Annotated in this window: 28 protein-coding genes; 10 read left to right on the top strand and 18 right to left on the bottom strand. The window is 69.0% G+C overall.

Annotated features, from left to right (window positions below; all coding sequences use genetic code 11):
* Positions 1-5: 5 nt before the first annotated feature.
* Genes A5756_RS18745 through ssd form a run of 4 tightly spaced genes read right to left on the bottom strand, consistent with a single transcriptional unit; the run spans position 6 to position 3,620 of the window.
* Positions 6-602, bottom strand: coding sequence for a type II secretion system F family protein (locus A5756_RS18745; protein ID WP_197505408.1), 597 nt, complete (start codon positions 600-602; stop codon positions 6-8).
* Positions 599-1,402, bottom strand: a complete 804-nt coding sequence (locus tag A5756_RS18750; protein ID WP_066955638.1) for a type II secretion system F family protein — start codon at positions 1,400-1,402, stop codon at positions 599-601. The genes A5756_RS18745 and A5756_RS18750 overlap by 4 nt, the downstream gene beginning before the upstream one ends.
* Complete coding sequence (locus tag A5756_RS18755) at positions 1,399-2,571, bottom strand: TadA family conjugal transfer-associated ATPase (RefSeq protein WP_066955641.1); 1,173 nt, start codon at positions 2,569-2,571, stop codon at positions 1,399-1,401. Before A5756_RS18755 ends, A5756_RS18750 begins: the two co-directional genes overlap by 4 nt.
* On the bottom strand, positions 2,568-3,620 hold the full coding sequence (ssd, locus tag A5756_RS18760) for a septum site-determining protein Ssd (protein WP_066956013.1): 1,053 nt from the start codon (positions 3,618-3,620) through the stop codon (positions 2,568-2,570). The genes A5756_RS18755 and ssd overlap by 4 nt, the downstream gene beginning before the upstream one ends.
* Positions 3,621-4,132: 512 nt before the next feature.
* Here ssd and A5756_RS18765 point away from each other — a divergent pair.
* Positions 4,133-4,978: an HAD-IB family hydrolase gene (locus tag A5756_RS18765; protein ID WP_066955644.1), complete on the top strand. Its 846-nt coding sequence runs from the start codon at positions 4,133-4,135 to the stop codon at positions 4,976-4,978.
* Positions 4,979-5,418: 440 nt separating this feature from the next.
* Here A5756_RS18765 and A5756_RS18770 read toward each other — a convergent pair whose 3' ends face one another.
* Genes A5756_RS18770 through A5756_RS18790 form a run of 5 tightly spaced genes read right to left on the bottom strand, consistent with a single transcriptional unit; the run spans position 5,419 to position 11,230 of the window.
* Positions 5,419-6,177, bottom strand: coding sequence for an oxidoreductase (locus A5756_RS18770; RefSeq protein ID WP_066955647.1), 759 nt, complete (start codon positions 6,175-6,177; stop codon positions 5,419-5,421).
* 22 nt (positions 6,178-6,199) lie between these two features.
* Entirely contained in the window at positions 6,200-7,816 is a 1,617-nt protein-coding gene (locus A5756_RS18775; RefSeq protein ID WP_066956020.1) for an ABC transporter ATP-binding protein, read from the bottom strand.
* Positions 7,813-8,676, bottom strand: coding sequence for an ABC transporter permease (locus A5756_RS18780; RefSeq protein WP_066955650.1), 864 nt, complete (start codon positions 8,674-8,676; stop codon positions 7,813-7,815). The genes A5756_RS18775 and A5756_RS18780 overlap by 4 nt, the downstream gene beginning before the upstream one ends.
* Complete coding sequence (locus A5756_RS18785) at positions 8,669-9,595, bottom strand: ABC transporter permease (protein WP_066955653.1); 927 nt, start codon at positions 9,593-9,595, stop codon at positions 8,669-8,671. The genes A5756_RS18780 and A5756_RS18785 overlap by 8 nt, the downstream gene beginning before the upstream one ends.
* 3 nt (positions 9,596-9,598) lie before the next feature.
* Entirely contained in the window at positions 9,599-11,230 is a 1,632-nt protein-coding gene (locus A5756_RS18790; protein WP_066955656.1) for an ABC transporter substrate-binding protein, read from the bottom strand.
* Between the two features lie 75 nt (positions 11,231-11,305).
* Between A5756_RS18790 and A5756_RS26515 the strand changes: the two genes are divergently transcribed.
* Entirely contained in the window at positions 11,306-11,740 is a 435-nt protein-coding gene (locus A5756_RS26515; RefSeq protein WP_232005360.1) for a hypothetical protein, read from the top strand.
* A gap of 24 nt (positions 11,741-11,764) precedes the next feature.
* A complete protein-coding gene (locus A5756_RS26520; RefSeq protein ID WP_232005361.1) occupies positions 11,765-12,136 on the top strand; it encodes a hypothetical protein in 372 nt (123 codons plus the stop codon).
* A gap of 6 nt (positions 12,137-12,142) precedes the next feature.
* Here A5756_RS26520 and A5756_RS18800 read toward each other — a convergent pair whose 3' ends face one another.
* Positions 12,143-12,685, bottom strand: a complete 543-nt coding sequence (locus A5756_RS18800; protein ID WP_197505409.1) for a DUF4232 domain-containing protein — start codon at positions 12,683-12,685, stop codon at positions 12,143-12,145.
* A 115-nt stretch (positions 12,686-12,800) separates the two neighbouring features.
* Between A5756_RS18800 and acs the strand changes: the two genes are divergently transcribed.
* A complete protein-coding gene (gene acs, locus A5756_RS18805; protein WP_066955662.1) occupies positions 12,801-14,759 on the top strand; it encodes an acetate--CoA ligase in 1,959 nt (652 codons plus the stop codon).
* A gap of 12 nt (positions 14,760-14,771) precedes the next feature.
* On the opposite strand, the gene A5756_RS18810 is transcribed toward acs, so the two are convergent.
* A complete protein-coding gene (locus tag A5756_RS18810) occupies positions 14,772-15,470 on the bottom strand; it encodes a peptidase (protein WP_066955665.1) in 699 nt (232 codons plus the stop codon).
* A gap of 351 nt (positions 15,471-15,821) precedes the next feature.
* Between A5756_RS18810 and A5756_RS18815 the strand changes: the two genes are divergently transcribed.
* The gene (locus A5756_RS18815) at positions 15,822-16,349 is read left to right on the top strand and encodes a phage holin family protein (RefSeq protein ID WP_066955668.1); all 528 of its coding nucleotides are present in this window, start codon (positions 15,822-15,824) and stop codon (positions 16,347-16,349) included.
* On the top strand, positions 16,350-17,303 hold the full coding sequence (locus tag A5756_RS18820) for an alpha/beta fold hydrolase (RefSeq protein ID WP_066955671.1): 954 nt from the start codon (positions 16,350-16,352) through the stop codon (positions 17,301-17,303).
* On the opposite strand, the gene marP is transcribed toward A5756_RS18820, so the two are convergent.
* The 4 genes from marP to nth are packed head-to-tail and all read right to left on the bottom strand — an operon-like array spanning position 17,296 to position 20,695.
* Positions 17,296-18,489: an acid resistance serine protease MarP gene (gene marP / locus A5756_RS18825; RefSeq protein ID WP_156659640.1), complete on the bottom strand. Its 1,194-nt coding sequence runs from the start codon at positions 18,487-18,489 to the stop codon at positions 17,296-17,298. The two genes, A5756_RS18820 and marP, sit on opposite strands and share 8 nt — an antisense overlap.
* Positions 18,490-18,500: 11 nt before the next feature.
* Positions 18,501-19,325 carry a CoA pyrophosphatase gene (locus A5756_RS18830; RefSeq protein WP_066955677.1) on the bottom strand — a complete coding sequence of 275 codons (825 nt, stop codon included), beginning with the start codon at positions 19,323-19,325 and terminating at the stop codon, positions 18,501-18,503.
* A gap of 29 nt (positions 19,326-19,354) precedes the next feature.
* Positions 19,355-20,002 (bottom strand): TlpA disulfide reductase family protein, encoded by a 648-nt coding sequence (locus A5756_RS18835; RefSeq protein ID WP_066955680.1) that lies wholly within the window; start codon positions 20,000-20,002, stop codon positions 19,355-19,357.
* Between the two features lie 12 nt (positions 20,003-20,014).
* Positions 20,015-20,695: an endonuclease III gene (nth, locus tag A5756_RS18840; RefSeq protein ID WP_066955683.1), complete on the bottom strand. Its 681-nt coding sequence runs from the start codon at positions 20,693-20,695 to the stop codon at positions 20,015-20,017.
* A 173-nt stretch (positions 20,696-20,868) separates the two neighbouring features.
* Here nth and A5756_RS18845 point away from each other — a divergent pair, with 173 nt between their 5' ends.
* Positions 20,869-21,264, top strand: a complete 396-nt coding sequence (locus A5756_RS18845; RefSeq protein WP_066955686.1) for a hypothetical protein — start codon at positions 20,869-20,871, stop codon at positions 21,262-21,264.
* A 98-nt stretch (positions 21,265-21,362) separates the two neighbouring features.
* A complete protein-coding gene (crp, locus tag A5756_RS18850) occupies positions 21,363-22,037 on the top strand; it encodes a cAMP-activated global transcriptional regulator CRP (RefSeq protein ID WP_044508824.1) in 675 nt (224 codons plus the stop codon).
* Between the two features lie 81 nt (positions 22,038-22,118).
* Here crp and A5756_RS18855 read toward each other — a convergent pair whose 3' ends face one another.
* The 3 genes from A5756_RS18855 to A5756_RS26010 are packed head-to-tail and all read right to left on the bottom strand — an operon-like array spanning position 22,119 to position 23,533.
* The gene (locus A5756_RS18855) at positions 22,119-22,910 is read right to left on the bottom strand and encodes an MBL fold metallo-hydrolase (RefSeq protein ID WP_066955690.1); all 792 of its coding nucleotides are present in this window, start codon (positions 22,908-22,910) and stop codon (positions 22,119-22,121) included.
* The gene (locus A5756_RS18860) at positions 22,907-23,371 is read right to left on the bottom strand and encodes a RidA family protein (protein ID WP_066955693.1); all 465 of its coding nucleotides are present in this window, start codon (positions 23,369-23,371) and stop codon (positions 22,907-22,909) included. Before A5756_RS18860 ends, A5756_RS18855 begins: the two co-directional genes overlap by 4 nt.
* Complete coding sequence (locus tag A5756_RS26010; RefSeq protein WP_073871548.1) at positions 23,372-23,533, bottom strand: DUF4177 domain-containing protein; 162 nt, start codon at positions 23,531-23,533, stop codon at positions 23,372-23,374.
* A 77-nt stretch (positions 23,534-23,610) separates the two neighbouring features.
* Between A5756_RS26010 and A5756_RS18865 the strand changes: the two genes are divergently transcribed.
* On the top strand, positions 23,611-24,633 hold the full coding sequence (locus tag A5756_RS18865; RefSeq protein ID WP_066955696.1) for an ArsA-related P-loop ATPase: 1,023 nt from the start codon (positions 23,611-23,613) through the stop codon (positions 24,631-24,633).
* Positions 24,630-25,799 (top strand): ArsA family ATPase, encoded by a 1,170-nt coding sequence (locus A5756_RS18870; RefSeq protein ID WP_066955699.1) that lies wholly within the window; start codon positions 24,630-24,632, stop codon positions 25,797-25,799. The genes A5756_RS18865 and A5756_RS18870 overlap by 4 nt, the downstream gene beginning before the upstream one ends.
* The last annotated feature ends 21 nt before the right edge of the window (positions 25,800-25,820 follow it).

A 25,820-nucleotide genomic window follows, 5' to 3' on the forward strand; every position in this document is an offset into this window, starting at 1 on the left:
TCTTCTCACCACAATCCCGACTGCAAGACGTTGCCGGCGAGCCCGGCCACCACCGGAACGATCCCCAGGCACACGAAAGCCGGCAGGAAGCACAATCCGAGCGGTCCGGCGATCAGCACCCCCGCGCGCTCTGCGGTTGCGGTGGCCGCGTGCGCGGCGTCGTGACGGGCCTGGTCGGCCAGGTCGGCGACACCCTCGGCCAGCGCCGCACCCGAGGCCGCCGACCGCCGAGCCAGCCGCAGCAACGCTTCGGCCTGGGCATCAGCGGAGTTGGCCCGCGCATCCGGCGTAATCGTCCAGGCGACAACGGGATCGGCGCCCAGCGCCAACAGATCGGCCGCGCGCCGCAGCACGCGGGCCAACGTCGGCGGTGCGGACGCCGCGGCGGCCGCCGCGGCGGTGGCCACCGCCATGCCCGCTCCCAGGCACACGGCCAGCACGTCGAGGCAGGACGCCACCGCCAGCGGGTCGGGCCCGTGCGCCGGCCCGCTCCCCGGGCGCGCTCGGTGCTCGCGGACCGGCATCCGCGCCCGCGCCCGCACCAGCGACGGACCGGGGCCGATCCACGCGGCCACCGCCAGCAACACCGCCGCCGTCGTCATGACTCGAGCCGATCGGTGATGCGGTCGGCCCACAACAGGCCGCCGCACGCCAGGGCTGAACCGACCACCAAGAGCCATCCGCCCGCGTGCCCGCCCAGCAGGAAGGCCAGCGGTCGCGCCCCGATCAGTTGGCCCAGCAGCACGCCGAGCACCGGCAGGCCCGCCAGGATCACCGCGGTTGCGCGCGCACCGGCCATGTTCGATGTCACCCGCGCCGAGAACCGTTGCCGCTCAGCGATGTCGCGCTGCGCGGCGCGCATCAGGGTGGCTATCGCCAGGCCGTGATCGCTGGCCAGTTGCCAACACAGCGCGAGGCGATCCCATTGTGCGGGCAGCGCAGACGACTTCGCCGCCACGCGCAGGCCGGCCGCGACGTCGGCCCCCAACCTGGCGCGGGCGGCCACCGCCCGCAACGACTCCGCAACCGCGCCGGCGGATTCACCGGCGGCCACGCCGAATGCGCGCACCGGATGCGACCCGACCCGCAATTCGCCGACGAGCACGTCGAGTGCGCCTTCCAGCGCGTGGCCCTCGCGCTGGGCGGACCGGATGCGGTGGCGGCGGTGATAGCGCAGGCCCGCAGTCGCCGCAACGACCGCGACCGCCAGCAGCGTCGTCAACGGCACCAGCACGGCGGCCGCGCCCACGACCGCCGCGGCAAACCAGCCGGCCCCACCCGGCCCGGTGCGCGGGCGCCACCGACTGCCCGACGGCGCCGGCGCGAGACGGCGCCGCGGTGACGCCGGAAGGACGACGAGCGCGAGCGCCAACAGCAGCGCGCCCGCTATCGGGCCGTTCATGCCGGCATCCGGCTTTGCAACAGGCGATGCAGGAGGTCGGCGTCGTCGGTCAAGCCCGCCTCGGCATGCCACACCGTGACCGCGCGGACTCGTCCCGCAATCTGGCGCAGCACGGCGACTTCACCGAGCCGGCGCCGCCCGCTGCGATCCCGGGTGACATGCAACAGCACCTGCACGGCCGCGGCGAGTTGACTGTGCAGCGCCGCGCGATCGAGACCGCCCAGCGCGCCCAGCGCCTCCAGCCGGGCGGGAACTTCGGCCGGATTGTTCGCGTGGACCGTGCCGGCTCCCCCGTCGTGGCCCGTGTTCAACGCCGCCAGCAGATCAACCACCTCGGCGCCCCGCACCTCGCCGACCACGATGCGGTCGGGCCGCATCCGCAACGCTTGGCGCACGAGTTGGCGCACCGGAACCTCGCCGACGCCCTCGACGTTGGCGCACCGCGCGACCAGCTTCACCAGGTGCGGATGCCGGGGCGCCAGCTCGGCGGCGTCCTCGACGCACACGATCCGTTCGGTGGGCGCGACGGCACCGAGCATTGCCGCGAGCAAGGTCGTCTTGCCGGCGCCCGTGCCGCCGCACACCAGGAAGGCCAGCCGGGCGGCGATGATGTCGGCGACCAGGGCGGCCGCCTCGGGAGTCAAGGAGCCCGCCGCGGTCAGGGCGGCCAGGTCCTGGCTGGCCGGCCGCAACACCCGCAGCGACAGGCACGTGCCGGCGGCCGCCACGGGCGGCAGCACCGCGTGTAAGCGCACCGCGAACCCGGCGCCGATGCCGGTGAGCTGGCCGTCCACCCACGGCTGCGCGTCGTCCAGCCGCCTGCCGGCGGCCAGCGCCAGCCGCTGTGCCAGGCGCCGCACCGCCGCCTCGTCGGCGAACCGAACTTGCGTGCGGCGCAAACCATTCCCGTCGTCGACCCACACCGCATCGGGCGCGGTGACCAAGACATCGGTGGTGCCGTCCGCGCACAACAACGGTTCGAGGATGCCGGCGCCGGTCAGCTCGGTCTGCAACACCCGGAGATTGGCCAGCACCTCCGTGTCGCCCAGCATCCCGCCGGACTCGGCCCGAATCGCGGCGGCCACGGCGCTCGGCCCCACGGGAGCGCCCAGCGGGGCGGCTTCGGCGGCCAGCCGCTCACGCACCCGATCGATCAGCGAACCACTCACGCGGCCCTGCCGTTTCGTGCCGGCCCTGACGAGGCACGCGGTAATACGGCTAGCACCTCGCGGGCCGCGGCGGCGAGCGCGGATCGCCGTCCGACCCGTAGGCCGCCGCGCTCCAGCTGCTCGGCGAAGCGCGGCTCCGCCCTCATGGACGCCAGCAACGGAAGCCCGGTGATGTCGGCGATCTCGCCCGCACGCAACCCACCCGGCGACGGACCGCGCACCACCAATCCCACGTTGGGGTTGACGGTGCCCAGCACCGCAGCCAGTGCGCCGGCCGCTGCGCACGAGCGCACATCGCACCGGCTGACCACGACCACGAGGTCGGCGGCATCAAGCGCCGCCTGCACCGCATCGGTGAGGCGACGCGGAAGGTCGCAGACCACCGTGACGGGGCCGCGGCGACCGGCATCGACGATGGCTTGCACGGGCCCCGCCGCCAACTCGTATCCGCGCCGCGTGCCGGACAGGAAGCTGACTCCGCGGTGCCGCGGCAGCGCCGCACGTACGGACGGCCAGTTGAGGCGGCCGCCCTGCAGCGCCAGATCCGGCCAGCGCAGGCCCGGCACGCTCTCGGCGCCCAGCAGTAGATCGATGCCGCCGCCCCACGGGTCGAGGTCCACCAACAGCGCGTCGGTGGCGGCCTGCGTCAGGGCGACCGCCAGCGACGAAGCGCCTGCCCCGCCACACCCTCCGGTGACGGCGACGACTTCGCCGCGCGACCCGTCGTCGCGCGACGACTCGGCGGCCTCGGCGAGCGCGCCTACCAATTCGCGCTCCTGCTCGGGCAGCCGCAACACAAGCCCGGCCCCCACCGCAACGGCAGCCGCCCATGTCGCGGTCGCCGGGTCGGCCGCCGTGAGCACAATCACATGCGGGCGGCGGGGAAGCGTCGCCCGCCCGCACCTGTCGGCCGCTGCCTCGTCCAGCACCACGGCCGCGGCGGCAGACCACGTCTTGCGACTCAGGGCGCCGCCGGCGTGGACCACCCGGACACCGACGGCCGCGGCCACGCGATCCAAATCCCCGCGCAGTCCCGGGTCCGCCAGCACCGCCAAGAGGCCCGCGGAAGCCCCCACTTCGGGCGGGGAGGTGCTCGTCACGCGCCCACTCTGGCGGGTTCGCGATGTTGGACGCCAGTCCCAAATGCGGATCTGGGGATAGAGACGCGAGTGTGCACAAAGACATCGACCGGCGCTCGGTCGGCGTAAAGGAGATGGAATGTCCGCAACCAATTGAGCGGTCGCGTCGCGCGGTCCGTATGCGCGGAACCGGCCTTGAAAAGACCTGAAAAATACCCCAGAAAAGGGACGACCCCCGCCAGGGGGGGAGGAGGCGAGGGTCGTCGTGCATCAGCCCCGGGGGGTCGGGCTGATACACCCTCGGCTCAGGCCGAGTAATGCTTACTATACACATGACAAGCCGCGATAACGCAATAGCTCTTTCTATGAAAGAACACGTTGAGCCGCAAAAACACTGGCGTTACCAGTGGTCCCACTTTGCTGAGCGGCCTTTTCGGGCCCAGAATCTCGGCGCCGCCGCGCGACCGACCTATGCTGGGTCGGTGACCGTCTTCGACCCGGCCGCGGAGCAGCACACGGCGGCAACGTCCGCTTCCCGGGCCCGCACCGCGGCCTTCTTCGATCTGGACAAGACGATCATCGCCAAGTCCAGCACGCTGGCGTTCAGCAAACCGTTCTTCAACCAGGGACTGCTGAACCGCCGCGCCGTGCTCAAGTCGAGCTACGCGCAGTTCATCTATCTGCTCTCCGGTGCCGATCATGACCAGATGGACCGGATGCGCCTCCATATGACCAACATGGTCACCGGGTGGGATGTCGATCAGGTCAAGTCGATCGTCAACGAGACGCTGCACGACATAGTCACGCCGCTGGTATTCGCCGAAGCCGCGGACCTGATCGCCGCCCACAAACTGTGCGGCCGCGACGTGGTGGTGGTCTCCGCCTCCGGCGAGGAGATCGTGGCTCCGATCGCGCGGGCGCTCGGCGCCACCCACGCGATGGCAACCCGCATGGTCGTCGAGGACGGCCGGTACACCGGCGAGATAGCGTTCTACTGCTACGGCGAGGGCAAGGTGCAAGCGATCCGCGAGCTGGCCGCCCGCGAGGGCTACCCGCTGGAGCATTGCTACGCGTACTCCGACTCGATCACCGACCTGCCGATGCTCGAATCCGTCGGCCATCCCAGCGTGGTGAATCCAGACCGCGGATTGCGCCGGGAAGCCGTCGAACGTGGTTGGCCGGTGCTGTCGTTTTCGCGACCGGTATCGCTGCGCGACCGCATCCCGGCGCCGTCGGGGGCGGCGATCGCGACGACCGCGGCGGTGGGCGTCAGTGCGCTGGCCGCCGGCGCGGTCACCTATTCGCTGTTGCGCCGCTTCGCGTTCTAGCCCCGGCCAAGGAAGTCAGCAAACACATTTCGGCATGGCTTCGCAATTTTTGCAAAATTGGGCCTTGCTGCGCTAAGGGTCTAGTAGTACAAAGGAACCACGGAAGCCCGGTGAGGCCTAGGTCGATCCGGAGGAGAAGGTTCGATCTCCCGACCCGGGCGCCCAGCACGGTGCTCGGCACCCACGCGGAGTCATAGCCGCGATAATGGCAGAAGTGTTGCGGGCCTGCGTAATTGCGAAATGTGGACGGTGTCGACGGCCCTTTGGGTGGGGTTGCGACCGGAAGCATCGCAAGATCGCCGAGGCCAACCCACGCAGCCCCGAAATGCACGCATGGTAACCGAGTTCCGTGCTAGCGGGCGGCGGACCGAATACTTCGGGACGTCGCCCGCTTCGTATTGTCCGGTGGCGTTTCTGCGGCCGCCCGGCTACCGATTCAGCTATCGGTTCGACAGCGACTCGGCGATCGTCACAGCCTCCTGCGCGCCGGCCCGCATCGCCCGGCAACACAGCACCAGCCAGGCTCCCACCCCGGCCGGCGTGCCGTCCGCGAAGCCTTGTGCGGCGTCGCGATAGTCGGCCGGCTGGCGCATCCAACTCACCTCGGGCACACCCAATCCGTGTGGATCCAACCCGCTGGCAATGGTCACCAACCGCGACACCGCGCGGGCGACCACACCGTCGGCGCTGCCGAACGGCTTCAGCGTCAGCAGTTCGCCGTGCGCGACCGCGGCGACCACCGGCGCAGGCGCCTGGGTGCCGCCGCTTACCAAATCCGCCAGCAACTCCAGTCGCGGCCCGACGCCGGCATCGGCGCGGGGCCGGCCCAGCCGGTCCTCGTCCACCTGGTCGGCCGCCGCCAGCATGTGCAAGCGGGCCAGCGCCTGCAGTGGTGCCCGCCGCCAAATCCCGACCAGGGGGCCCTCTCCGCCTTCCAGCGCCTGGGCCACCCGCAGCGCCCCGCCGAACACCGGATCGCTGACGGCCCCGGCGTCCGCGAGGTCTTCCAGCCGGACTGGACCACCGTCCAGCACCGACGAGGCTCGGGCCGCCCGCAACGCCGCTTCGGCTGCGGTCACCGGCCATCCGCGCAGGTTGGCTCGGTGCCGGTGGGCGCGGCCCAGCGCGTCGCGGGCCCGGTCGCTGGCCTCGGCGACGCCCGGCAACTCCATCAACGGAGCGAGTGGATCAGCCGTCACAGGTTGCCAACCTATCCCGGCTTCAACGATCGGATGCCGGCACGTGCGGGATGGCCTCCAGCAGCCGGCGGGTGTATTCGTGCCGGGGCCGGGTGAACAGCTCGTCGGTGGCGGACTGCTCTACCACCCGACCGGCGCGCATCACCAAGACGTCGTCGGCGATCTGCCGGATCACCGCCAGGTCGTGGCTGATGAACAGGTACGTGAGGCCCAGTTCGGCCTGCAGCTCGGCCAGCAAATCCAAGATCTGGGCCTGCACCAGCACGTCGAGCGCGGAGACCGCCTCGTCGCAGACCAGCACCTCGGGCCGCAGCGCTAGCGCCCGGGCGATCGCGACTCGCTGCCGTTGGCCACCCGACAGTTCCCGAGGCAGCCGCCCCAGAACCGATGACGGCAGCGCCACCTGGTCGACGAGTTCATGCACCGCTCGCGCGCGTTCCCCGCGGTCGCCGACGCGGTGGATGCGCAGCGGTTCCTCGATGGCGCGAAACACCGTGTACATGGGATCCAGGCTGCTGTAAGGATTTTGGAAGACCGGCTGCACCCGCCGCCGGAAGGCCAATTGCTGATCCCGGCCCAGTGCGTCGTCGATGCGGGTGCCGTCGAAAACGACCGTGCCCGAGCTCGCCGGCAGGAGGCCGAGCACCATCTGCGCCAGGGTGGACTTGCCAGAACCCGACTCCCCGGCGATCGCCAGCGTGCTCGCCCGCCGCAGCCGAAACGAAACCCCGTCGACGGCACGAAATTCCGCTCGCCGCCACGGCGCGCCTTGCGACTCGCGGTAGACCTTGGTCAGCTCCGAGGCGACCAGGATGTCGTCGGACGCCCCGCGATCCGCCGGACGCTGCCGGGCCGGGCTGTGCACCGTCAGCGACGGCGCGGCGGCCACCAGCCGCCGGGTGTACTCGTGCCGCGGCTCCCGCAAGATCGACCGCGTCGCACCGGATTCCACCACGACGCCCTCGCGCATCACGACGACGGACTCGGCGCGTTCGGCGGCTAGCGCCAGGTCGTGGGTGATCAACAGCAGCGCGGTGCCGAGCTCCGCGGTGAGCTCCTGCAGGTGGTCGAGCACCTGGCGCTGGACGGTGACGTCGAGCGCGGACGTCGGCTCATCGGCGATCAGCAGCCGCGGCCGTCCCGCCAACCCGATCGCGATCAGGGCCCGTTGACACATGCCGCCGGACAGCTGATGGGGATAGCGACCCGCTTGTTTCGCCGGGTCCGTCATGCCCGCCTGCGCGAGCAGCTCCACCGCGCGCCGCCGCGTCCGCCGGTCGGAGGTGTTGGCCCGCAACGCTTCCGATACCTGGAATCCGACCTTCCAAACCGGGTTGAGGTTGGTCATCGGGTCCTGGGGTATGTAGCCGATCTGGCGCCCCCTGATGGAGCGCAGCGTCCGGCGGTCGGCCCGGGCGATGTCCGATCCGTCGAAGACGATGCGCCCGGCGGTAATTCGGCCGCCGGGGGGAAGCAGCCCGAGGATCGCCGCCGCCGTGGTGGACTTCCCCGATCCCGACTCGCCCACCACCGCGACCGTGTGGCCCCCCAAGACGGTGAAATCGACGCCGCGGACCGCAGCGTGATCGCCGAAGCCTACTTTGAGGCCCTCGACCGACAGCAGCGGCGTGTCGTTCATGGCCGCCACGCCCGCGACGCCGGATCGAGGGCGTCGCGCAATGCGTCGCCCATCATCATGAAGGCCAGCACCGTGGTCGCCAGTGCGCCGGCGGGATAGAACAGGATGGGTGAGCCCGCCCGCAACCGCGTCTGGTCGAGGTTGATGTCGCCGCCCCAGGACACCACCGACGTTGGCAGTCCGACGCCCAGGTAGGACAGCGTGGCCTCGGTGACGATGAAAACGCCCAGGGCGATGGTGGCCATCGCGATGACCGGACCAAGGGCGTTGGGCATTGCGTGGCGCACCAGAATTTGAAAGCGGCTCAGCCCCAGCGCTTTCGAGGCGAGCACGTAATCGCTGCTGCGCACTGCGAGCACCGATCCGCGCGCGATGCGGGCGATCTGCGGCCAGCCGAACAAGGCCAGGATGGCGATCACGGTCCACACCGTGCGGTGGTGCATGACCTGCATGAGCACGATGGCGGCCAGCAGCAGCGGCAGGCCGAAGAACACGTCGCTGATGCGGGAGACCACCGCGTCGATCCAGCCTCCGTAGAACCCGGCCACTGCGCCGAGCGCACCGCCGACGACGAACACGACCAGGGCGGCCCCCAACCCGACGGTGACCGAGGCCCGCGCGCCGTAGACGGTGCGGGCGTAGACGTCGTGACCCTGCAGGTCGGTGCCGAACCAGTGCGCGCGCGAGGGCGGAAGGAGGCTCTGGCCGGGGTCGGCGTAGGTGGGGTCGGCCCCGGTGAACAACGCCGGAAACATCGCGACCGCGACGATGAAAAGGATCAGCAGGCCGGCGACGACGAACTTCGGGCGGCCGCGCAGCCCGCGCCACGTGTCGCGCCAAAAACCCGACCGCTCAGCCATACCGGATCCTCGGGTCCAGCGCGGCGTACAGCAGGTCCACCGCCAGATTGGTGATCAGGTAGATCAGCACCAGCACCGTGACTATCGACACCACTGTCGGCGCCTCCTGCCGGGTGACGGCCTGATACAGCACACCGCCGACGCCGTGGATGTTGAAGATGCCTTCCGTCACAATGGCTCCGCCCATCAGCGCCCCCAGGTCGGCGCCCAGGAAGGTGATCACCGGGATCAGCGAATTGCGCAGGATGTGCACCGTCACCACGCGCTGCCGGGACAACCCCTTGGCGGTGGCGGTGCGGACGTAATCGGCGTGCGCGTTGGCGGCCACCGCGGACCTGGTCAGCCGCACCACATAGGCGAACGACACCGAGCCCAGCACGATGCCGGGTAGCAGCAGACGCCCGAACGTCGAGCGCTCCCCCACGGTGACCGGTGCGATGCCCAACCGCACCCCGAAAACGAATTGGGCAAGGAACCCCAGGACGAAAATGGGGATCGCGATGATGACGAGTCCGGCGATCAGGACGGTGGAATCGAAGACTCCCCCCGTGCGCAGTCCGGCGATCACGCCGAACCCGATGCCCAGCACCGCCTCGACGGCCAGGGCTATCAGCGCCAGCCGCACCGTCACCGGAAAGGCATGTGCGAGAACGTCACTCACCGGCAACCCGGAGTAGGACCGGCCCAAGTCGCCGTGCAGCACGCCGCCGAGGTAGCGCAGGTACTGCACCAGGAACGGATCGTCGAGGTGGTAGCGGGCCCGCAGTTGCGCGGCGACCTCGGGAGTGAGCGGGCGGTCCCCGGCGATCGCGGCCACCGGGTCACCGGGCAACAGGAAGACCATGCCGTAGATCAGCAGCGTGGCGCCGAGGAAGACGGGCACCATGACGGCGATCCGGCGCGCGATGTACCAACCCATCTGTCAAGCCTTGACGATATTCTCGTAGTCGGGCAGACCGTTCCAGGTGAGCTTGACGCTACCGACCTGTGGCGACCATCCGACCACCGCGATGTAGTACCACAGCGGCACAGCGGGCATGTCGTGCAACAGGATTCGCTGAGCCTCGTTGACCAGCACATCCGCTTGCTGCAGATTTGGCGCGGCCTCGGCGGTGGCCAACCCGGCGTCGAATTCCCGGCTCGAGTACCCGACGTCATTGGATCCCGCCCCCGTGGCGTACAGCGGGGCTAGGAACTCGATCATCGACGGGTAGTCACCGATCCAGCCCGCGCGGAACGCGGTATCGATGGTGCGGTTAGTGATCTGGGTGCGGAAGCCCGCGAACGTGGGGTGCGGCGCGCCGACGGCGTCGATGCCCAGCACGTTCTTGATGCTGTTGGCCACCGCGTCCACCCATTCCTGATGGCCGCTGTCGGCGTTGTATGCGATCCAGTACCGCCCGCTCCAGGGCGAAATCGCGTTGGCTTGCGCCCAAAGTTGGCGTGCTCGTTCGGGGTTGAAGTCCAATCCGGCGTTGCCCGGGATGTTCCGATCGAAGCCGGGCAACGAGCTGGCCGTGAAATCGCGGGCCGGGCTGCGGGTGCCGTTGAAGATCTGCTGGCAGATCTGCGGCCGGTTGATGGCCGCCGACAGCGCCAGGCGGCGCAGTCGGCCTTCTTCGCCGCCGAAGTGCGGCAACCGCAATGGCGTGTCGAGCGATTGGCTGACCGCGACGGGCCCACTCGCGGCGTTGCCGCCGAGGTCACGCTGGTAGATCGTCAGCGCGCTGGACGGAATCGTGTCCAGCACATCAAGATTGCCGGACAGCAGGTCGGCGTAGGCGGTGTCCAGGTTGGCGTAGAACTCGAACCTCAGACCTTTGTTGTGGGGTTTGCGATTGCCGTGGTAGTCGGGGTTGGGTTTCAAGTCGATCTTGACGTTGTGTTCCCAGGCCGGCCCGTCGGTACCGCTCGCCAACTCGTACGGGCCGTTGCCGACCGGGTTGCGGCCGAACGCGGCCATGTCCCGAAAAGCCGTGGCCGGTAACGGGTAAAACGCATTGTGTCCCAGCCGCAACGCGAAGTCGACGGTCGGCGCCTTGAGCCGCACGTCGAACTCGAGATCGTTGACCACTTGCAGCCCGGACATGGTGGTCCGGGCCGGCTTTCTGTCTCCCTTCAGGCCGGCGACCTCGTCGTACCCGACGATCGGACTGAAAAAGCTCTGTTGCAGTTGCGCATTGGTACTCAGCGCCCCGTAGTTCCACGCGTCGACGAACGAATGGGCCGTCACCGGTGAGCCGTCGGTGAACTTCCAGCCGGGCTTGAGGATGATTCGGTAGTTGATGTTGTCGGTTGTCTCGACCGACTGCGCCACCTCCGGCGACGGTTTGCCGGCGGCGTCATAAGACACCAAGCCGGCGAACAGCCGATCCAGAATGCGCCCTCCGAGGCTGTCGTTGGTGGCGGTCGGGATCAGCGGGTTGGGCGGTTCACCGCCGTTGACCACCACCGACTCAGGGGTCAACGCGCCGCCGCCGCAACCCGTCAGCGACGCGGCCGCAAGGAAGCCGGCGGCCGCCATCCCGGCGGAAAGGGTCCGCATGCGACGCATGACACCCGACCCTAGGGCCTGCGACCCGCGGCCGGTGAAGTGCCCGCGCCCACTTCATCAACCTAGAATCCCGTCGTGACCGTCGCGTATCTGGCCTCGGACGAATCGGCTGAGCTAGCCGGCCGATTGATCTTCGCGGTCGGCCTTCCCGCAGTCGGCTTGGTCTGTCTGATCATTGGCCTTCTAGAGCGCTCGCGCAGGCGTCGGCAGTCCCCGCCGCCGTACCACCCCGGCTACCCGTATCGGCCGCCGCCGCCTCCGGCCATCGAGTATCCGGGCCCGTATCCCGCTCCACCGCCCTATCCCGGTTACCCTCCCGCGGTACCGCCACCGCGGCCGGCGAGCAAGTCGGCCATCGCGCTGATCACCATCGGTATCGTGCTGTTGACGTTGGGCGGGCTGAACGTCCTCGTCCACGTTGCGCGCGCCGTGTCGCGCGACGATCGTGGCTCGCACACGACCGCCCAGCCAACCCCATCGGCCAGAGCCGCGATGCCCGAAATCGGTTAGTGCTTCACCGAATTCGAGGTCCAAATGGGTTCGCTCAACCAACCGACCGACTGCGGTGATCCTGTGGCGACCTATGAGTTCGCCGCCATAGGCGGGCCGACGGCGACGTGCCCCGACAACAAGCGCGGCGGCTCTGTTTACGCGCGCCTCACCAACGAATCCCACACGCTGTGTTTTGTCCCGAACCTCAAACAAGGACTCTGCTACCTGAGGACGGGCCAGCGTGAGACGACGACGTTGACACCGGCCGATTGCGGTGAAGCACGCTACGCAAGATTAAGGGTCGACAAGCGCATCGACGGCAGCGCCGACGAAACGCAGTGTCCGCCGGGGACAAAGGCCAACGCGTATCCCACGCCGCCGCGGGTCTACTGCTTGGTGCAAGCCGAGTCGTGACGTCGATCAGACGGGCGTTACCGGATGCACCTGCAACGCGCAGGCATCGATGGCGGCCGGCACAGTCAGCACCACGGTCGTGTCCGGCGGGTTGACCAGCAGCTCGGTATAGGTGGGGCAGGGCTCGCCGTTGACGTCGATGGCGGTGCCCTCAACGATGGCCTGCGCCTGGGTGGACAGGGACAGGATGACGGTGGGCGGCACCTCGGCGCCCCCCGGCAGGCCCCCCATGTAGCCGCGCAGCGTGGGCTGGGCGTGTATGGGCGGCCCGCCCGCGCCCGAGTCGACCCCGGGGTACCCGGTCAGCGTGCAGGGCTCCGCGCCCCCGGCGAGGCTGAACACCAGGGTCGCCGCGCGGTGGCCGACCGCGGCCTGCGTCGACGAGGCGGTGACCGCGATCTGGTCCGACCAGCATGGGGTGGGCGCGTCGGCGGTGTCGGTCGGCATGGCCCACGCCGGGGATCCCAGCATGGCGGTGGCCGCGTAACCCGTTGCGGCCGCGGCGAAGCTGGGAGCTAGTCGGCGGTTGCGCCGCCCGTGACCGGGCACACCGGTGATTATCCGCTACGGGGCCGGCTTTGACCTTCGATTTGCAGCTTCGCTTTTCACCTTGTGGGGCTAGGCTCTCTGACGATTGACGAGCCTCGACACCAGGAGGAAGCCAGTGACCGCCACAGACGCCGTAGGCCCGTCGTCGTATCCGCCGCCGCCGGCGTTCGCCGAACAGGCCAACGCGGGTGAGGAGCTCTACCGCGAGGCCGACGAGGACCGGCTGGCCTTCTGGGCCAAGCAGGCCAATCGGCTCTCCTGGTCGACGCCGTTCACCGAGGTGCTCGACTGGTCGCAGGCGCCCTTCGCCAAGTGGTTCGCCGACGGCAAGCTCAACGTCGCCTACAACTGCGTGGACCGTCACGTGGAGGCCGGCCACGGCGACCGCGTGGCCATCCACTGGGAGGGCGAGCCCGGCGACAGCCGCAGCCTGACCTACGCCGACCTGCAGGCACAGGTGTGCAAGGCGGCCAACGCGCTGACCGGCCTGGGCCTGGTCGCCGGTGATCGGGTCGCGATCTACATGCCGCTGATTCCCGAGGCGGTGATCGCGATGCTGGCCTGCGCCCGGCTCGGCGTCATGCACAGCGTCGTGTTCGCCGGTTTCACCGCAAAGGCGCTGCGGGCCCGGATCGCCGACGCGCAGGCCAAGGTGCTGATCACCAGCGACGGGCAGTTCCGCCGCGGCAAACCGGCACCGCTGAAGGACGCGGCCGACGAGGCGGTCGCGTCGGGCACAGACGGTGACAGTCCCGTCGAGCGCGTTCTGGTGGTGCGGCGCACCGGGATCGACGTGTCGTGGAACGACGATCGGGACCTGTGGTGGCACGACGCCGTCGACGCCGCGTCGCCCGATCACACGCCGGAGCCCTTCGATGCCGAGCAGCCGTTGTTCCTGCTGTACACCTCCGGCACCACCGGAAAGCCCAAAGGCATCGTGCACACCAGCGGCGGCTACCTGGCCCAGACCTCCTACACGCACTACTACGTCTTCGATCTCAAGCCAGAGACGGACGTGTTCTGGTGCACCGCCGACATCGGCTGGGTAACCGGGCACACCTACGGTGTCTACGGCCCGCTTTCCAACGGCGCCACCGAGGTTCTCTACGAGGGCACGCCCGACTCACCCACCCAGCACCGCCATTTCGAGATCATCGAAAAGTACGGTGTGACAATCTATTACACCGCACCGACGCTGATCCGGACGTTCATGAAGTGGGGTCGCGAGATCCCTGACGCCCATGACCTGTCCAGCCTGCGGCTGCTGGGCACGGTGGGCGAGCCGATCAACCCCGAGGCGTGGCGCTGGTACCGCAAAGTGATCGGCGCCGAGCGCCTTCCGATCGTGGACACCTGGTGGCAGACCGAGACGGGCGCGGCGATGATCTCCCCGCTGCCCGGGGTGGCCGCGGCCAAACCGGGCTCGGCGATGCGGCCGCTGCCGGGCATTTCGGCGAAGATCGTCGACGACCACGGCGTCGAGCTGGTGCCGGGCATCCACAAGGGCGAGCACGTCACCGGCTACCTGGTCCTGGATCAACCGTGGCCGTCCATGCTGCGCGGCATCTGGGGTGATCCCGACCGATACGTCGAGACGTACTGGTCCCGGTTCGCCGAGCAGGGCTGGTACTTCGCGGGCGACAGCGCCTATTACGACCGCGACGGCGCCATCTGGGTGGTGGGCCGCATCGACGACGTGATGAACGTTTCGGGGCATCGGCTCTCGAGCGCCGAACTGGAGTCGGCGCTGGTCGGTCACCACGGGGTGGCCGAGGCCGCGGTGGTCGCGAAGACCGACGAGACCACGGGCCAAGCCGTCTGCGCGTTCGTCGTCTTGTGCGCCGAGTACGAGGTGCACGACGGGGTCGTCGACGAACTGCGCGCCGAGGTGGCCCGGGAGATCTCCCCCATCGCCAAGCCACGTGAGATTCACGTGGTGCCAGAGCTGCCCAAGACCCGCAGCGGCAAGATCATGCGCAGGCTACTGCGCGACATCGCCGAAAACCGCGAGCTGGGTGACACATCGACGCTGCTCGACGCCAGCGTCTTCGACGCGATCCAAGCCGCCAAGTAGCACTCAGGCCGGCTAGGCCGGTAGCGGCGTGAACCCGGCACCGGGGCGGTGCTTGGCATTGATGTCGGCCAGGACCGCGTTGAACGACTGGACGACCGCAGGCGTGTGCAGCGGAATGTACTTGATGACGCAGGTCGGCAGGTTGTCGCTGAACGCCCCGTGGATCATGCCGACCAGCAGGTTGTTCACGGTCACCGGCGCCCCGGAGTCCCCCGGCTGGCCACAGACCTGCATGACGATGGTCCCCGGGTCCTGGCCCGGTCCCCAGGTGACCCCGCACGAGTTTCCGGTGGTTCGGCCCTGCTTGCAGGCGATCTCACCGAAGGCCGGATCCGGGCCGAGGCCATTGATCGCGAAGCCGTTGTAGTTGGCCGTCGGCGTCACCTTGGCGGGATCGAATTTGATGACGGCGTAGTCGAGGTTGTCGTTGCCGGCCACCATGGTGCCCAGCACGCCGGCGTTCTCGGCGCCCTCGGCGGCCACCTGCGCGCCCGGACCACCGCAGTGCGCGGAGGTGAAACCGATCAGCTCACCGGCGGCATCGCCCCCGATGGTCGTCAGGGTGCACATCGTGTCCCCGTTGATCACGATGCCGGCGCCACCGCCCATCGGGATCCGGACATCGGCGGCCGCGGCGCGAGCGGGGCAGCCCACCAGGACCAGGAGCACCGCCGCGATTGCCGCCGCGAAGCACCGGTGCGCCGTCTGCACAGCACTACTCCCATCGACAGGCCGGACCCGGACCGGCGTGACCATTCTAGTCGGCCGGGCGTCCCGTTCGCCGTGCCCAGCGCGGCCGAAGGCCCGCACCGACCGCTCCCGTTGTGCCCGTTGCGCATCTGAGCGGAATGAAACCCCACGGCACGGCGGCTCGCTGACCCCATAGAGGTTTGGAAACTGTCCGCGTGGGCATCTGGTTGAACGCCCTCGCGACGCCGCCGGTCGACCTCCGACAGGCGCCGGGCCGGCCGCCGCCTTCGGCTGGCCTCGTCTGGCATCACGCCGCATGGCAACATGAACCGCGACGACAGCGCCGGGCAGTGACGAAAGAGGGGACCGTCTGTGAGCAAACCCGATGGCAAGAACGGTGTGCCCAGCACCCTGACCACGATCCCCCTGACCGACCCGCACGCCCGGCCCGCCGAGCCCTCGATCGGTGACCTGATCAAGGACGCCACCACGCAGGTCTCCACGCTGGTGCGCGCCGAGGTCGAATTGGCGCGGGCGGAGATCACCCGGGACGTGAAAAAGGGCTTGACCGGCAGCGTCTTCTTCATCGCCGCGCTGGTGGTGCTGTTCTACTCCACGTTCTTTTTCTTCTTCTTCGTCGCCGAACTGCTCGACACCTGGCTCTGGCGCTGGGTGGCGTTCCTGATCGTGTTCGCGGTCCAGGTGGTGGTCGGGGCGCTGCTGGCCCTGCTGGGCTTCCTCAAGGTGCGCCGGATCCGGGGACCGCGGGAGACGATCGAATCGGTCAAGGAGACGCGCACCGCGCTCACCCCGGGCCACGACAAGGCGCAGGGCGCCCCCAAGCAGCTCGCCGACCGTGGCAGGCACGAAAAGCCCGAAACCGATCCATCGGGTTGGTAAATGGCACCGCCGGATCCGTCGGTAACCCGCATCGACGGGCCGTGGCGCCATTTCGACGTGCACGCCAACGGCATCCGGTTCCACGTGGTCGAGGCCCTACCCACCGGCGCTGACACGACCGCACCGCCCACGGCCCGGCCGCTGGTGATGCTGCTGCACGGTTTCGGTTCGTTCTGGTGGTCGTGGCGTCATCAATTGCGGGGACTGACCGGGGCGCGGGTGGTAGCAGTCGACCTGCGCGGCTACGGCGGCAGCGATAAGCCGCCCCGCGGCTACGACGGCTGGACGCTGGCCGGCGACACGGCCGGCCTCATTCGGGCGCTGGGACACTCGTCGGCGATGCTCGTCGGTCACGCCGACGGCGGGCTGGCCTGCTGGGCCACCGCGCTGCTGCACGCGCGATTGGTGTCGGCCATCGCGCTGATCAGCTCGCCGCACCCGGCGGCGCTGCGCCGGTCCACGCTGACCCGGCGCGACCAGGGGTATGCACTGCTGCCGACGTTACTGCGCTATCAAGTGCCGATCTGGCCGGAGCGCCTGCTGACCCGCGACAACGCGGCGGAGATCGAGCGCCTGGTCCGCAGCCGTAGCTGCCCCAAATGGGTTGCCTCCGAGGACTTTTCCGAATCCATCGGTTACCTGCGGATGGCCATCCAGATTCCGTCGGCGGCGCACTGCGCTCTGGAGTACCAGCGCTGGGCGGTGCGCAGTCAGCTGCGTGACGAAGGCCGCCGCTTCATGAAATCGATGGGCCGGCAACTCAGCGTGCCGCTGCTGCACCTGCGCGGCGACGCCGATCCCTACGTGCTGGCCGACCCGGTCAACCGCACGCGGCGCTATGCTCCGCAGGGGCGTTACGTATCCATCGACGGTGCAGGGCATTTCAGCCACGAAGAGGTGCCTGAGGAAATCAACAGACACTTGATGAAATTCATCGACTACGTGGTCAGCTGACGCAGGCCCCGGTGGTCACCTGCTGAGTGTCACCGATTTTGGCGAGCTGACTGGCCACCTCGTCGGCCGTCAACACGAAGCCGGTGTCGGGATCGTCGACGGCCGCGCCGAACACCACGCCGAGCACCTGACCGCTGAGGTCGATCAACGGCCCACCCGAATTGCCTTGTTCCACATTGGCTCTGATGGTGTAGACGTCGCGGGTTACCGGCGCGGGGTCGCGGTAGATGTCGGGTCCGCTGAGCTTGATGACCTCGCGGATGCGGGCCGGGGTCGCGGTGAAGTTACCGCCGCCCGGATACCCCAGCACCACAACGCTTGTGCCCGTTTTCGCCTCGGCCGACGCGAAGGCCAGCGGCTGCGGCGGCAGGTTGGGGACGGCAAGGATAGCGATGTCTACCGACGGATCGTAGGAAACCACGGTGGCGTCCAGGGGACTGCCGCTGGCGTAGATCTGCACGCTGTTGGAACCGGCCACCACGTGCGCGTTGGTCATCACACGGTCGGGAGCGATCACAAATCCGCTGCCCTCCAACACTTTCTGACAGCTCGGCGCCAGGCTGCGAACCTTGACGACGCTGGCCGCGGTGGCCTGCACCACCGGATTGTTGGCCAGCGCGGGATCGGGCGAGGCGACCGGAATCACCGGAGTCCGGCTGAACGGCTCCAGCACCGCCGGCAGGCCGGAGGTGTTCAGCAATGCCGACAACCGCTTGGGCACCGTCTTCAGCCACGGCGGGGCGACCTCGTTGACCTGGGCCAGCACCCGCGAGCCGCGGACCGCGGCGGCCAGCTCGGGCTGGTCCTTGGACTGGGTCAGCGGCGTCGCCAACAACCACGCCGCGGTCAACACCACCACGAGCTGGACGCCCACCCCGATGAACGAGTCGACCGTCCGGATCGTGCGGCTGCGGATCGCGCCGCGAACCGCCCGCCCCAGCACCACTCCCGCGACCTCGCCGACGACGACCAGCGCCAGGATCAGGAAGAGGGCGGCGAACAACTTGGCCCGCGGCGCGGCGATGTGGCTGACGAGGTGGGGCGCCAGCAGCACGCCCGCGATCGCGCCCAGCAACACACCCACGAACGAGAACAGCGACCCCACCGCGCCGGAACGCCAGCCCGATACGGCCGCGATGAAGGCGACCGACAGCACGGCCACGTCAAGCCACTGTGACGGGGTCATCGAGTTCATGTTCATCGGGTGGGGCCGCCCTGCTCGCCGACCAGCGCCATCGCCGCGTCCAGCTCGCGGACGTCGGTGATGTCCCAGGGCTGGGCCCAGCCGGCGACGTCGAGCATCGCACAGATCACCTGGCCAGTGAATCCCCAGACCAGCATCTCGTTCAGCAGAAACGCCGGGCCGGCCCACCGGCGGCCGAGGTCACCCCGGTAGACCATCAGCCGGTTGGCCGGGTTTATGAAGGCGCGCAACGGAACTCGCGCCACGATCGCGGTTTCGGCCTCGTTGACGACGGCCACCGGCCCGGGATCCGGCGAGTAGGCCAGCACCGGGACGACGTGAAACCGCGACGGCGCAATGAACGTGCGCTCCATGGTGACCAAGGGACGCAACCGCGAAACGTCGATCCCGGTTTCCTCCTGGGCTTCGCGCAAGGCGGTGGTGACCGGGCCGTCATCGGTGGGATCGGAGGCGCCGCCGGGAAACGCCGCCTGGCCGGCGTGGTGGCGCAAGGTCGAGGCCCGCACGGTGACCAGGAGGTCGGCGTCGTCGGGGACTCCGCCGTCGGCCGGCGCGGTCTCCGGGCCCGAGAACAGCACCAAGACTGCGGCTTCGCGACCGCTGCCGCGCATCGCCGACAAAGACGACGCGGCCTTGCCGGTGATCATCGCCAGCACGTCGGCCGGCAGCCGGCGCCGGTACGCGTCCGGCATCCGCTCGACGTTGTCGACCAGGGGGCGCAGCCACGGCGGGGAGGCGTCGGGGCTCAGCGCCACCGTCCCGCGCGCGTGGGTGCGGTTACCACCTCCCGCGGGCGGGGGGGTACCCCCAACACTCACGGGGCGCTCCAGTCGGTCCAATTTTCGGCTTATCCCTTGTCATTTCCGACCGCGGCGGCGATCTCGTCGGCGCTGTCGAAGGCCCGCGGCAGCATCTGGGCAACGCTACCGTCCGGCCGCAGAACCACCGTCGCGGGCATCACGTTTACCACGCCCAGCGCCGCCGCGACCCGCCGGCGACCGTCCTGCAGGGTTGGCAGCCGAACGCCCAGTTCGGCCAGCCGCAGCAACGCGGCCGTCTCGTTCTCGTCCTGATGCACCGTCACCACCATCACGTCAGACCCGACTCGCCGTTGATACTCGGCCATCGCGGGCAGTTCGGCCGCACACGGCGCGCACCAATACGCCCATAAGTTGAGGACCACCCGCCGCCCGGCCAGCGCGCGGGCGACGTCGACAACCGAACCGTCGGCGGCACACTCGGCCGTGACACCGCGCAGCGCGGGGGGGCCCGGGCCATCACCGGCGGCGGGACAGGGCGCCAGGTCGGCCCGTTGCCGCGGACCCGCCAGCGCGGCCGCCGTGTCGGCGTCGCGGTGTTCGCGGTCGGGTGGGCTCACGGCCGTGCCGGGCTTCGGGGCCGGCGCGGACTCGTCGCGCAGCTGGGCGACGAGGGCCGCCGCCAGCGCCGCCACCACCGCGAGGATCGCGATGGTCCAGCGCGTGGTCCGCGTCAAGGTGGTAGGCGCCTACAGGCCGGCCAGGGCCAGCAGGTGCTCGGTTTCCGGGCCCCGCACCAGGGGCGCGGCCAGTAGCGGTTCGGTGGGGCCGAGGCCGAAGGAGGGGCAGTCCTTGGCCACCACGCACACACCGCAGGCCGGCTTGCGCGCGTGGCACACCCGGCGGCCGTGGAAGATCACGCGGTGGCTCAACATGGTCCACTCGCTGCGTTCGATCAGTTCGCCGGCCGCGCGCTCGATCTTCACCGGGTCCTTGTCGCTGGTCCAGCGCCACCTGTGCAGCAGCCGCGCGAAGTGGGTGTCGACCGTGATGCCGGGGACGCCAAAGGCGTTGCCCAGGATGACGTTGGCGGTCTTGCGGCCCACCCCGGGCAGCGTGACCAGTTCCTCCATGGTGGAAGGCACCTCGCCGTCAAACCGTTCGACCAGCGCCTGCCCGAGGCCGAGGAGGGAGGTCGCCTTATTGCGGAAAAACCCCGTCGGACGGATCAGGGCTTCCAGTTCGTCGCGATCCGCCTGCGCATAGTCCAGCGCCGACGGGTACCGCTTGAACAACGCCGGCGTGGTCAGGTTCACCCGTTTGTCCGTGCTCTGCGCGGAAAGGATCGTGGCGACGGTCAGCTCCAGCGGCGTGGTGAAGTCCAGCTCGCAGTGCGCGTCCGGAAACGCCTGCGCCAGCGCCCGATTCATCCGGCGGGCCCGCCGCACCAAGCCGGCCCGCGTCTCCTCAGACCAGCGCCGTGCACCGTTGCCACCCGGTGGGACCGAGGTGGACTTCGAGCGCCCGGACGACTTTGCCGCTGTCACCTACGACAGAGTACTGATTTCGTGATCTCGCCGAGACCACGTGTTGATTGAAGTCCATGTTTACTCTCCTTGTGTCGTGGTTGCTGGTGGCCTGCGTTCCGGCGTTGCTGATGCTGGCGGCGCTCGGATTGGGGCGGCTCGAACGGGGGCTCGCCCGCGAAGACGTCACCATGCTCGCGGTCACCGAGCTTTTCGAGTACGCCGAACTTGTCGACGTGCGCACCCTGGCCCGGGAGGGCATGCCGGAGGCGGTGGAATTTCTGCACCGGCGCGAGGCCCGGGAACTTTCCGAGGCCGCGCTGGCCGGGCTGACGGCCGGGCCGCGGCATGCGGCGCCGTCGTTTGCCGCCAGCTTCATTGACCCTGCCGAGCTGACATTGCCGACGCGAATACAAGCGCATTCGCAGATCAATCCGCAGTTTAAGGCCACTCGACACGTCAATCGTGTGTAGCGTTGCACGTTGGACAAAATGTCCTACCGCTAGACTCATCACGCGAGCAAGGGATTAACCTGCCCGTACACAAATCATTGGAAAGCTGAAGAGGCAACGTGGACGAGATCCTGGCAAGGGCAGGAATCTTCCAAGGGGTTGAGCCCGGCGCGGTCGCCGCGCTGACCAAGCAACTGCAACCCGTCGACTTTCCCCGTGGGCACACGGTCTTCGCCGAAGGCGAGCCGGGTGATCGGCTGTACATCATCGTCTCGGGGAAGGTCAAGATCGGCCGTCGCTCACCCGATGGCCGGGAGAACCTGCTGACGATCATGGGCCCGTCGGACATGTTCGGCGAGTTGTCTATTTTCGACCCCGGCCCACGGACTTCCAGCGCCACCACCATCACCGAGGTGCGCGCCGTGTCGATGGACCGCGACGCGTTGCGGGCGTGGATCGCCGACCGTCCCGAGATCGCCGAGCAGCTGCTGCGGGTGCTGGCCCGCCGGCTGCGCCGCACCAACAACAATCTGGCCGACCTCATCTTCACCGATGTGCCCGGCCGGGTGGCCAAGCAGCTGCTGCAGCTCGCCCAGCGGTTCGGCACCCAGGAGGGTGGCGCCATGCGCGTCACCCACGACCTGACCCAGGAGGAGATCGCCCAGCTGGTGGGGGCGTCCCGGGAGACGGTGAACAAGGCGCTGGCCGATTTCGCCCACCGCGGCTGGATCCGTCTGGAAGGCAAGAGTGTGCTGATTTCGGACTCCGAAAGGCTCGCGAGGCGCGCGAGGTAAGCGCGCGAATTGCGTCGAGATCGACGTTTTTCGACACGTTCACTCGAACTTTTCCGCGATAGCGGCGATTTCGGCGCGAGTTCAGCGCTGCAAATAGTCCAGCTGCGCCTGAACGGACCATTCGGCCGCGTCCCAGAGTTTCTCGTCGACGTCTACATAGACGTGTTCGACGACTTGGCGCGCGGTGGCGTCGTCGCCGATGTCCCGCAACGCGGCGCGCACCTGTTCCAGCCGTTCCTGCCGGTGCACCAGGTAGCCGGACGCGACGGCCTGCAGGTCGGGCAGGTCGGGCCCGTGGCCCGGCAGCACCGTACGTCGCCCCAGACCACGCAAGCGCCGCAACGACTCCAGGTAGTCGGCCAGGCTGCCGTCTTCGGAATCAATGACGGCGGTGCCGCGGCCCAGCACGCTGTCGGCGGTTAGGACGGCGTCGTCGAGCACGAACGAGAACGAGTCGGCGGTGTGGCCGGGGGTGGCCATCACCCGGATCTTGAGGCCGGCCGCGTCGATCACCTCACCATCGGTGAGGTGATCGCCGATGCCGCGCAGAAACCCGCTGCCCGCCGACCGCACGGTCGCGCCGGTCCGCTCGACCAGCTTGTCGATGCCGTCGGTGTGATCGCCGTGCCGGTGGCTGATGAGCACCAGCGTGATACGGCCCAACTCAGCGACCCGGGCGATGTGGTCGTCGTCGTCGGGCCCGGGGTCCACCACGACCAACTCGTCGCTGCCCTTGCCGCGCAGCACCCACGTGTTGGTGCCCTCGAGCGTCATCAACCCGGGGTTGTCGGCCAACAGAACCGAGGCAGTGTCGGTGACCGCCCGCAGGGTGCCGTATGCGGGATGACTCGGCGACTCCGGCGCATCGGTCACGGTCGCGAGCCGACCTCCACGATCAGCTCCACTTCGACCGGCGCATCCAGCGGCAGCTCGGAAACGCCGACGGCCGACCGTGCGTGTGCGCCGTCCTCGCCGAACACCTCGGCGAGCAGCTCCGAAGCGCCGTTGATGACGCTCGGCTGGCCGTTGAAACCCGGAGCGGAGGCGACGAAGCCGACGACCTTGACCACTCGGGTCACCGCGTCGATGCCCACCAGCGAATCGACGGCCGCGAGGGCGTTGAGCGCGCAGATCCGCGCCATCGCCTTGCCTTCTTCCAAGCTGACCTGCGCCCCGACCTTGCCGGTCCCGGCCAGCTGTCCCGCCTGCAGCGGCAGCTGACCGGCGGTGTACACCAGGTTGCCCGTCCGCACCGCGGGCACATAGGCGGCCAGCGGCGCCACCACCTCCGGAAGCGCGACCCCGAGTTCGGCGAGCCGGGCGGAAGCAGTCATCTACTTGGGGCGCTTCAAATACGCGACGTGTTGCTCACCGGTTGGCCCGGGCAGTACGGACACCAACTCCCAGCCGTCGGCACCCCACTGGTCGAGAATCTGTTTGGTGGCGTGCGTGAGCAGCGGGACGGTGACGTATTCCCATGCGATCGGTTGGCTCATGGCGCGAGCTTATCGGTCGGATGTGAACGGCTCTGGCCTGCCCGGGGGCCGGACGCCGGTCGGGCTAGCATGCGAAGGTGGCAAACACATCGAGCGGCGGTAGCGCCGTCGGCTGGCCGGCGCGGCTCTCAAAGGCCCGCCTGCATTTCGTCACCGGTAAAGGCGGCACGGGCAAGTCGACGATAGCGGCCGCACTGGCACTGACCCTGGCAGCCGGGGGCCGCAAGGTCCTTCTGGTGGAAGTCGAAGGGCGGCAAGGCATTGCGCAACTCTTCGACGTCCCGCCGCTGCCCTACCAGGAGGTCAAGATCGCGACCGCCGAACGCGGCGGTCAGGTCAACGCGCTGGCAATCGACATCGAGGCCGCGTTCCTGGAATACCTGGACATGTTCTACAACCTCGGCATCGCCGGGCGGGCGATGCGGCGCATCGGCGCCATCGAGTTCGCGACGACGATCGCGCCCGGCCTGCGCGACGTGCTGCTCACCGGAAAGATCAAGGAATCGGTGGTGCGGCTGAACAAGGGGACCAAGAACCCCGTCTACGACGCGGTCGTCGTAGACGCACCACCGACGGGACGGATCGCCCGCTTCCTGGATGTCACCAAGGCTGTGTCGGATCTGGCCAAGGGCGGCCCGGTGCACTCGCAGAGCGAGGGGGTGGTGAAGCTGTTGCACTCCGAGCAGACGGTCATCCACCTGGTCACCCTGCTGGAGGCGTTGCCGGTGCAGGAAACCCTGGAAGCCATCGAGGAACTCGCCGAGATGGAGCTCCCGATCGGTAGCGTGATCGTGAATCGCAACATCGCGTCTTATCTGCAGCCCGCCGACCTGGCGAAGGCCGCCGAGGGGCACGTCGACGCCGACTCGGTGCGGGCGGGGCTGGAAATGGCGGGGATCAAGCTGAACGACACCGAGTTCGCCGGACTGCTGACCGAGACCATCGAGCACGCGACGGTCATCGCCGCGCGGGCCGAGGTCGCGCAGCAACTCGACGCGCTGCACGTGCCGCGGCTGGAACTGCCGGCGATCTCCGACGGCGTCGACCTCGGAAGCCTCTATGAGCTTTCGGAATCGCTTGCACAGCAGGGGGTTCGATGAGCACCACGCCGAATAGGCTTGACATGGCCTCGATCTTGGCCGACACGACCAACCGGGTGGTGGTGTGCTGCGGCGCCGGCGGGGTGGGCAAGACCACCACCGCCGCCGCGATGGCGTTGCGCGCGGCCGAATACGGCCGCAACGTCTGCGTTTTGACGATCGACCCGGCCAAGCGGCTCGCTCAAGCGCTGGGGGTCAACGACCTCGGCAACACCCCGCAGCGGGTGCCGCTGGCGTCCGGGGTTCCCGGCGAGTTGCACGCGATGATGCTCGACATGCGCCGCACGTTCGACGAGATGGTGGTCCAGTACTCCGGAAACGGCCGGGCGCAAGCGATTCTGGACAACCAGTTCTATCAGACGGTCGCCAGCTCGCTCGCCGGCACGCAGGAATACATGGCGATGGAGAAGCTGGGTCAGCTACTGGCCGAGGATCGTTGGGACCTGGTGGTGGTGGACACCCCGCCGTCGCGCAACGCGCTGGACTTCCTAGACGCGCCCAAACGGTTGGGCAGCTTCATGGACAGCCGGCTGTGGCGGCTGCTGCTCGCGCCCGGCCGCGGCATAGGCCGATTGGTCACCGGCGCAATGGGTTTGGCGATGAAGGCGATGTCCACCGTGCTCGGCTCACAGATGCTGAGCGACGCCGCGGCTTTCGTGCAATCGCTGGACGCCACCTTCGGCGGTTTCCGGGAGAAGGCGGACCGGACGTACTCGCTGCTGAAGAGGCGCGGCACGCAGTTCGTCGTGGTGTCGGCGGCCGAACCCGACGCGCTGCGCGAGGCCTCCTTCTTCGTCGACCGGCTGTCCACCGAAGGCATGCCCCTGGCCGGGCTGATCTTGAACCGCACCCACCCAACGTTGTGCTCGCTGCCCGCCGAGCGGGCGATCGACGGAACCGAAACGCTGGCGGCCGAGCCGGATTCCGAGGCGGCCTCGCTGGCCGCGGCCGTGCTGAGGATTCACGCCGACCGCGCGCAGACCGCCAAGCGGGAGATCAGGTTGCTGTCGCGGTTCACCGGTGCCAACCCGCACGTGCCGGTGATCGGCGTTCCCTCGCTGCCGTTCGACGTCTCGGACCTGGAAGCGTTGCGCGCGCTCGCCGATCAGATCACGTCGGCGGGCGGCGACGCGGCCCACGCCACGGCCCAGGGGCCTCTGCACTAGGAGCCCGGCCGAACCGCCGGG

The sequence above is a fragment of the Mycobacterium sp. 852002-53434_SCH5985345 genome (genome assembly GCF_001667155.1).
Classification (GTDB): domain Bacteria; phylum Actinomycetota; class Actinomycetes; order Mycobacteriales; family Mycobacteriaceae; genus Mycobacterium.

What these genes read in the sequence shown, in the direction of transcription:
- A5756_RS18745 (WP_197505408.1), bottom strand. Translation starts at nt 602, where the DNA reads ATGACGACGGCGGCGGTGTTGCTGGCGGTGGCCGCGTGGATCGGCCCC.
- A5756_RS18750 (WP_066955638.1), bottom strand. Translation starts at nt 1,402, where the DNA reads ATGAACGGCCCGATAGCGGGCGCGCTGCTGTTGGCGCTCGCGCTCGTC.
- A5756_RS18775 (WP_066956020.1), bottom strand. Translation starts at nt 7,816, where the DNA reads ATGAACGACACGCCGCTGCTGTCGGTCGAGGGCCTCAAAGTAGGCTTC.
- A5756_RS18780 (WP_066955650.1), bottom strand. Translation starts at nt 8,676, where the DNA reads ATGGCTGAGCGGTCGGGTTTTTGGCGCGACACGTGGCGCGGGCTGCGC.
- A5756_RS18785 (WP_066955653.1), bottom strand. Translation starts at nt 9,595, where the DNA reads ATGGGTTGGTACATCGCGCGCCGGATCGCCGTCATGGTGCCCGTCTTC.
- A5756_RS18790 (WP_066955656.1), bottom strand. Translation starts at nt 11,230, where the DNA reads ATGCGTCGCATGCGGACCCTTTCCGCCGGGATGGCGGCCGCCGGCTTC.
- A5756_RS26520 (WP_232005361.1), top strand. Translation starts at nt 11,765, where the DNA reads ATGGGTTCGCTCAACCAACCGACCGACTGCGGTGATCCTGTGGCGACC.
- A5756_RS18820 (WP_066955671.1), top strand. Translation starts at nt 16,350, where the DNA reads ATGGCACCGCCGGATCCGTCGGTAACCCGCATCGACGGGCCGTGGCGC.
- marP (WP_156659640.1), bottom strand. Translation starts at nt 18,489, where the DNA reads ATGACCCCGTCACAGTGGCTTGACGTGGCCGTGCTGTCGGTCGCCTTC.
- nth (WP_066955683.1), bottom strand. Translation starts at nt 20,695, where the DNA reads ATGAATCGGGCGCTGGCGCAGGCGTTTCCGGACGCGCACTGCGAGCTG.
- A5756_RS18845 (WP_066955686.1), top strand. Translation starts at nt 20,869, where the DNA reads ATGTTTACTCTCCTTGTGTCGTGGTTGCTGGTGGCCTGCGTTCCGGCG.
- A5756_RS18860 (WP_066955693.1), bottom strand. Translation starts at nt 23,371, where the DNA reads ATGACTGCTTCCGCCCGGCTCGCCGAACTCGGGGTCGCGCTTCCGGAG.
- A5756_RS26010 (WP_073871548.1), bottom strand. Translation starts at nt 23,533, where the DNA reads ATGAGCCAACCGATCGCATGGGAATACGTCACCGTCCCGCTGCTCACG.
- A5756_RS18870 (WP_066955699.1), top strand. Translation starts at nt 24,630, where the DNA reads ATGAGCACCACGCCGAATAGGCTTGACATGGCCTCGATCTTGGCCGAC.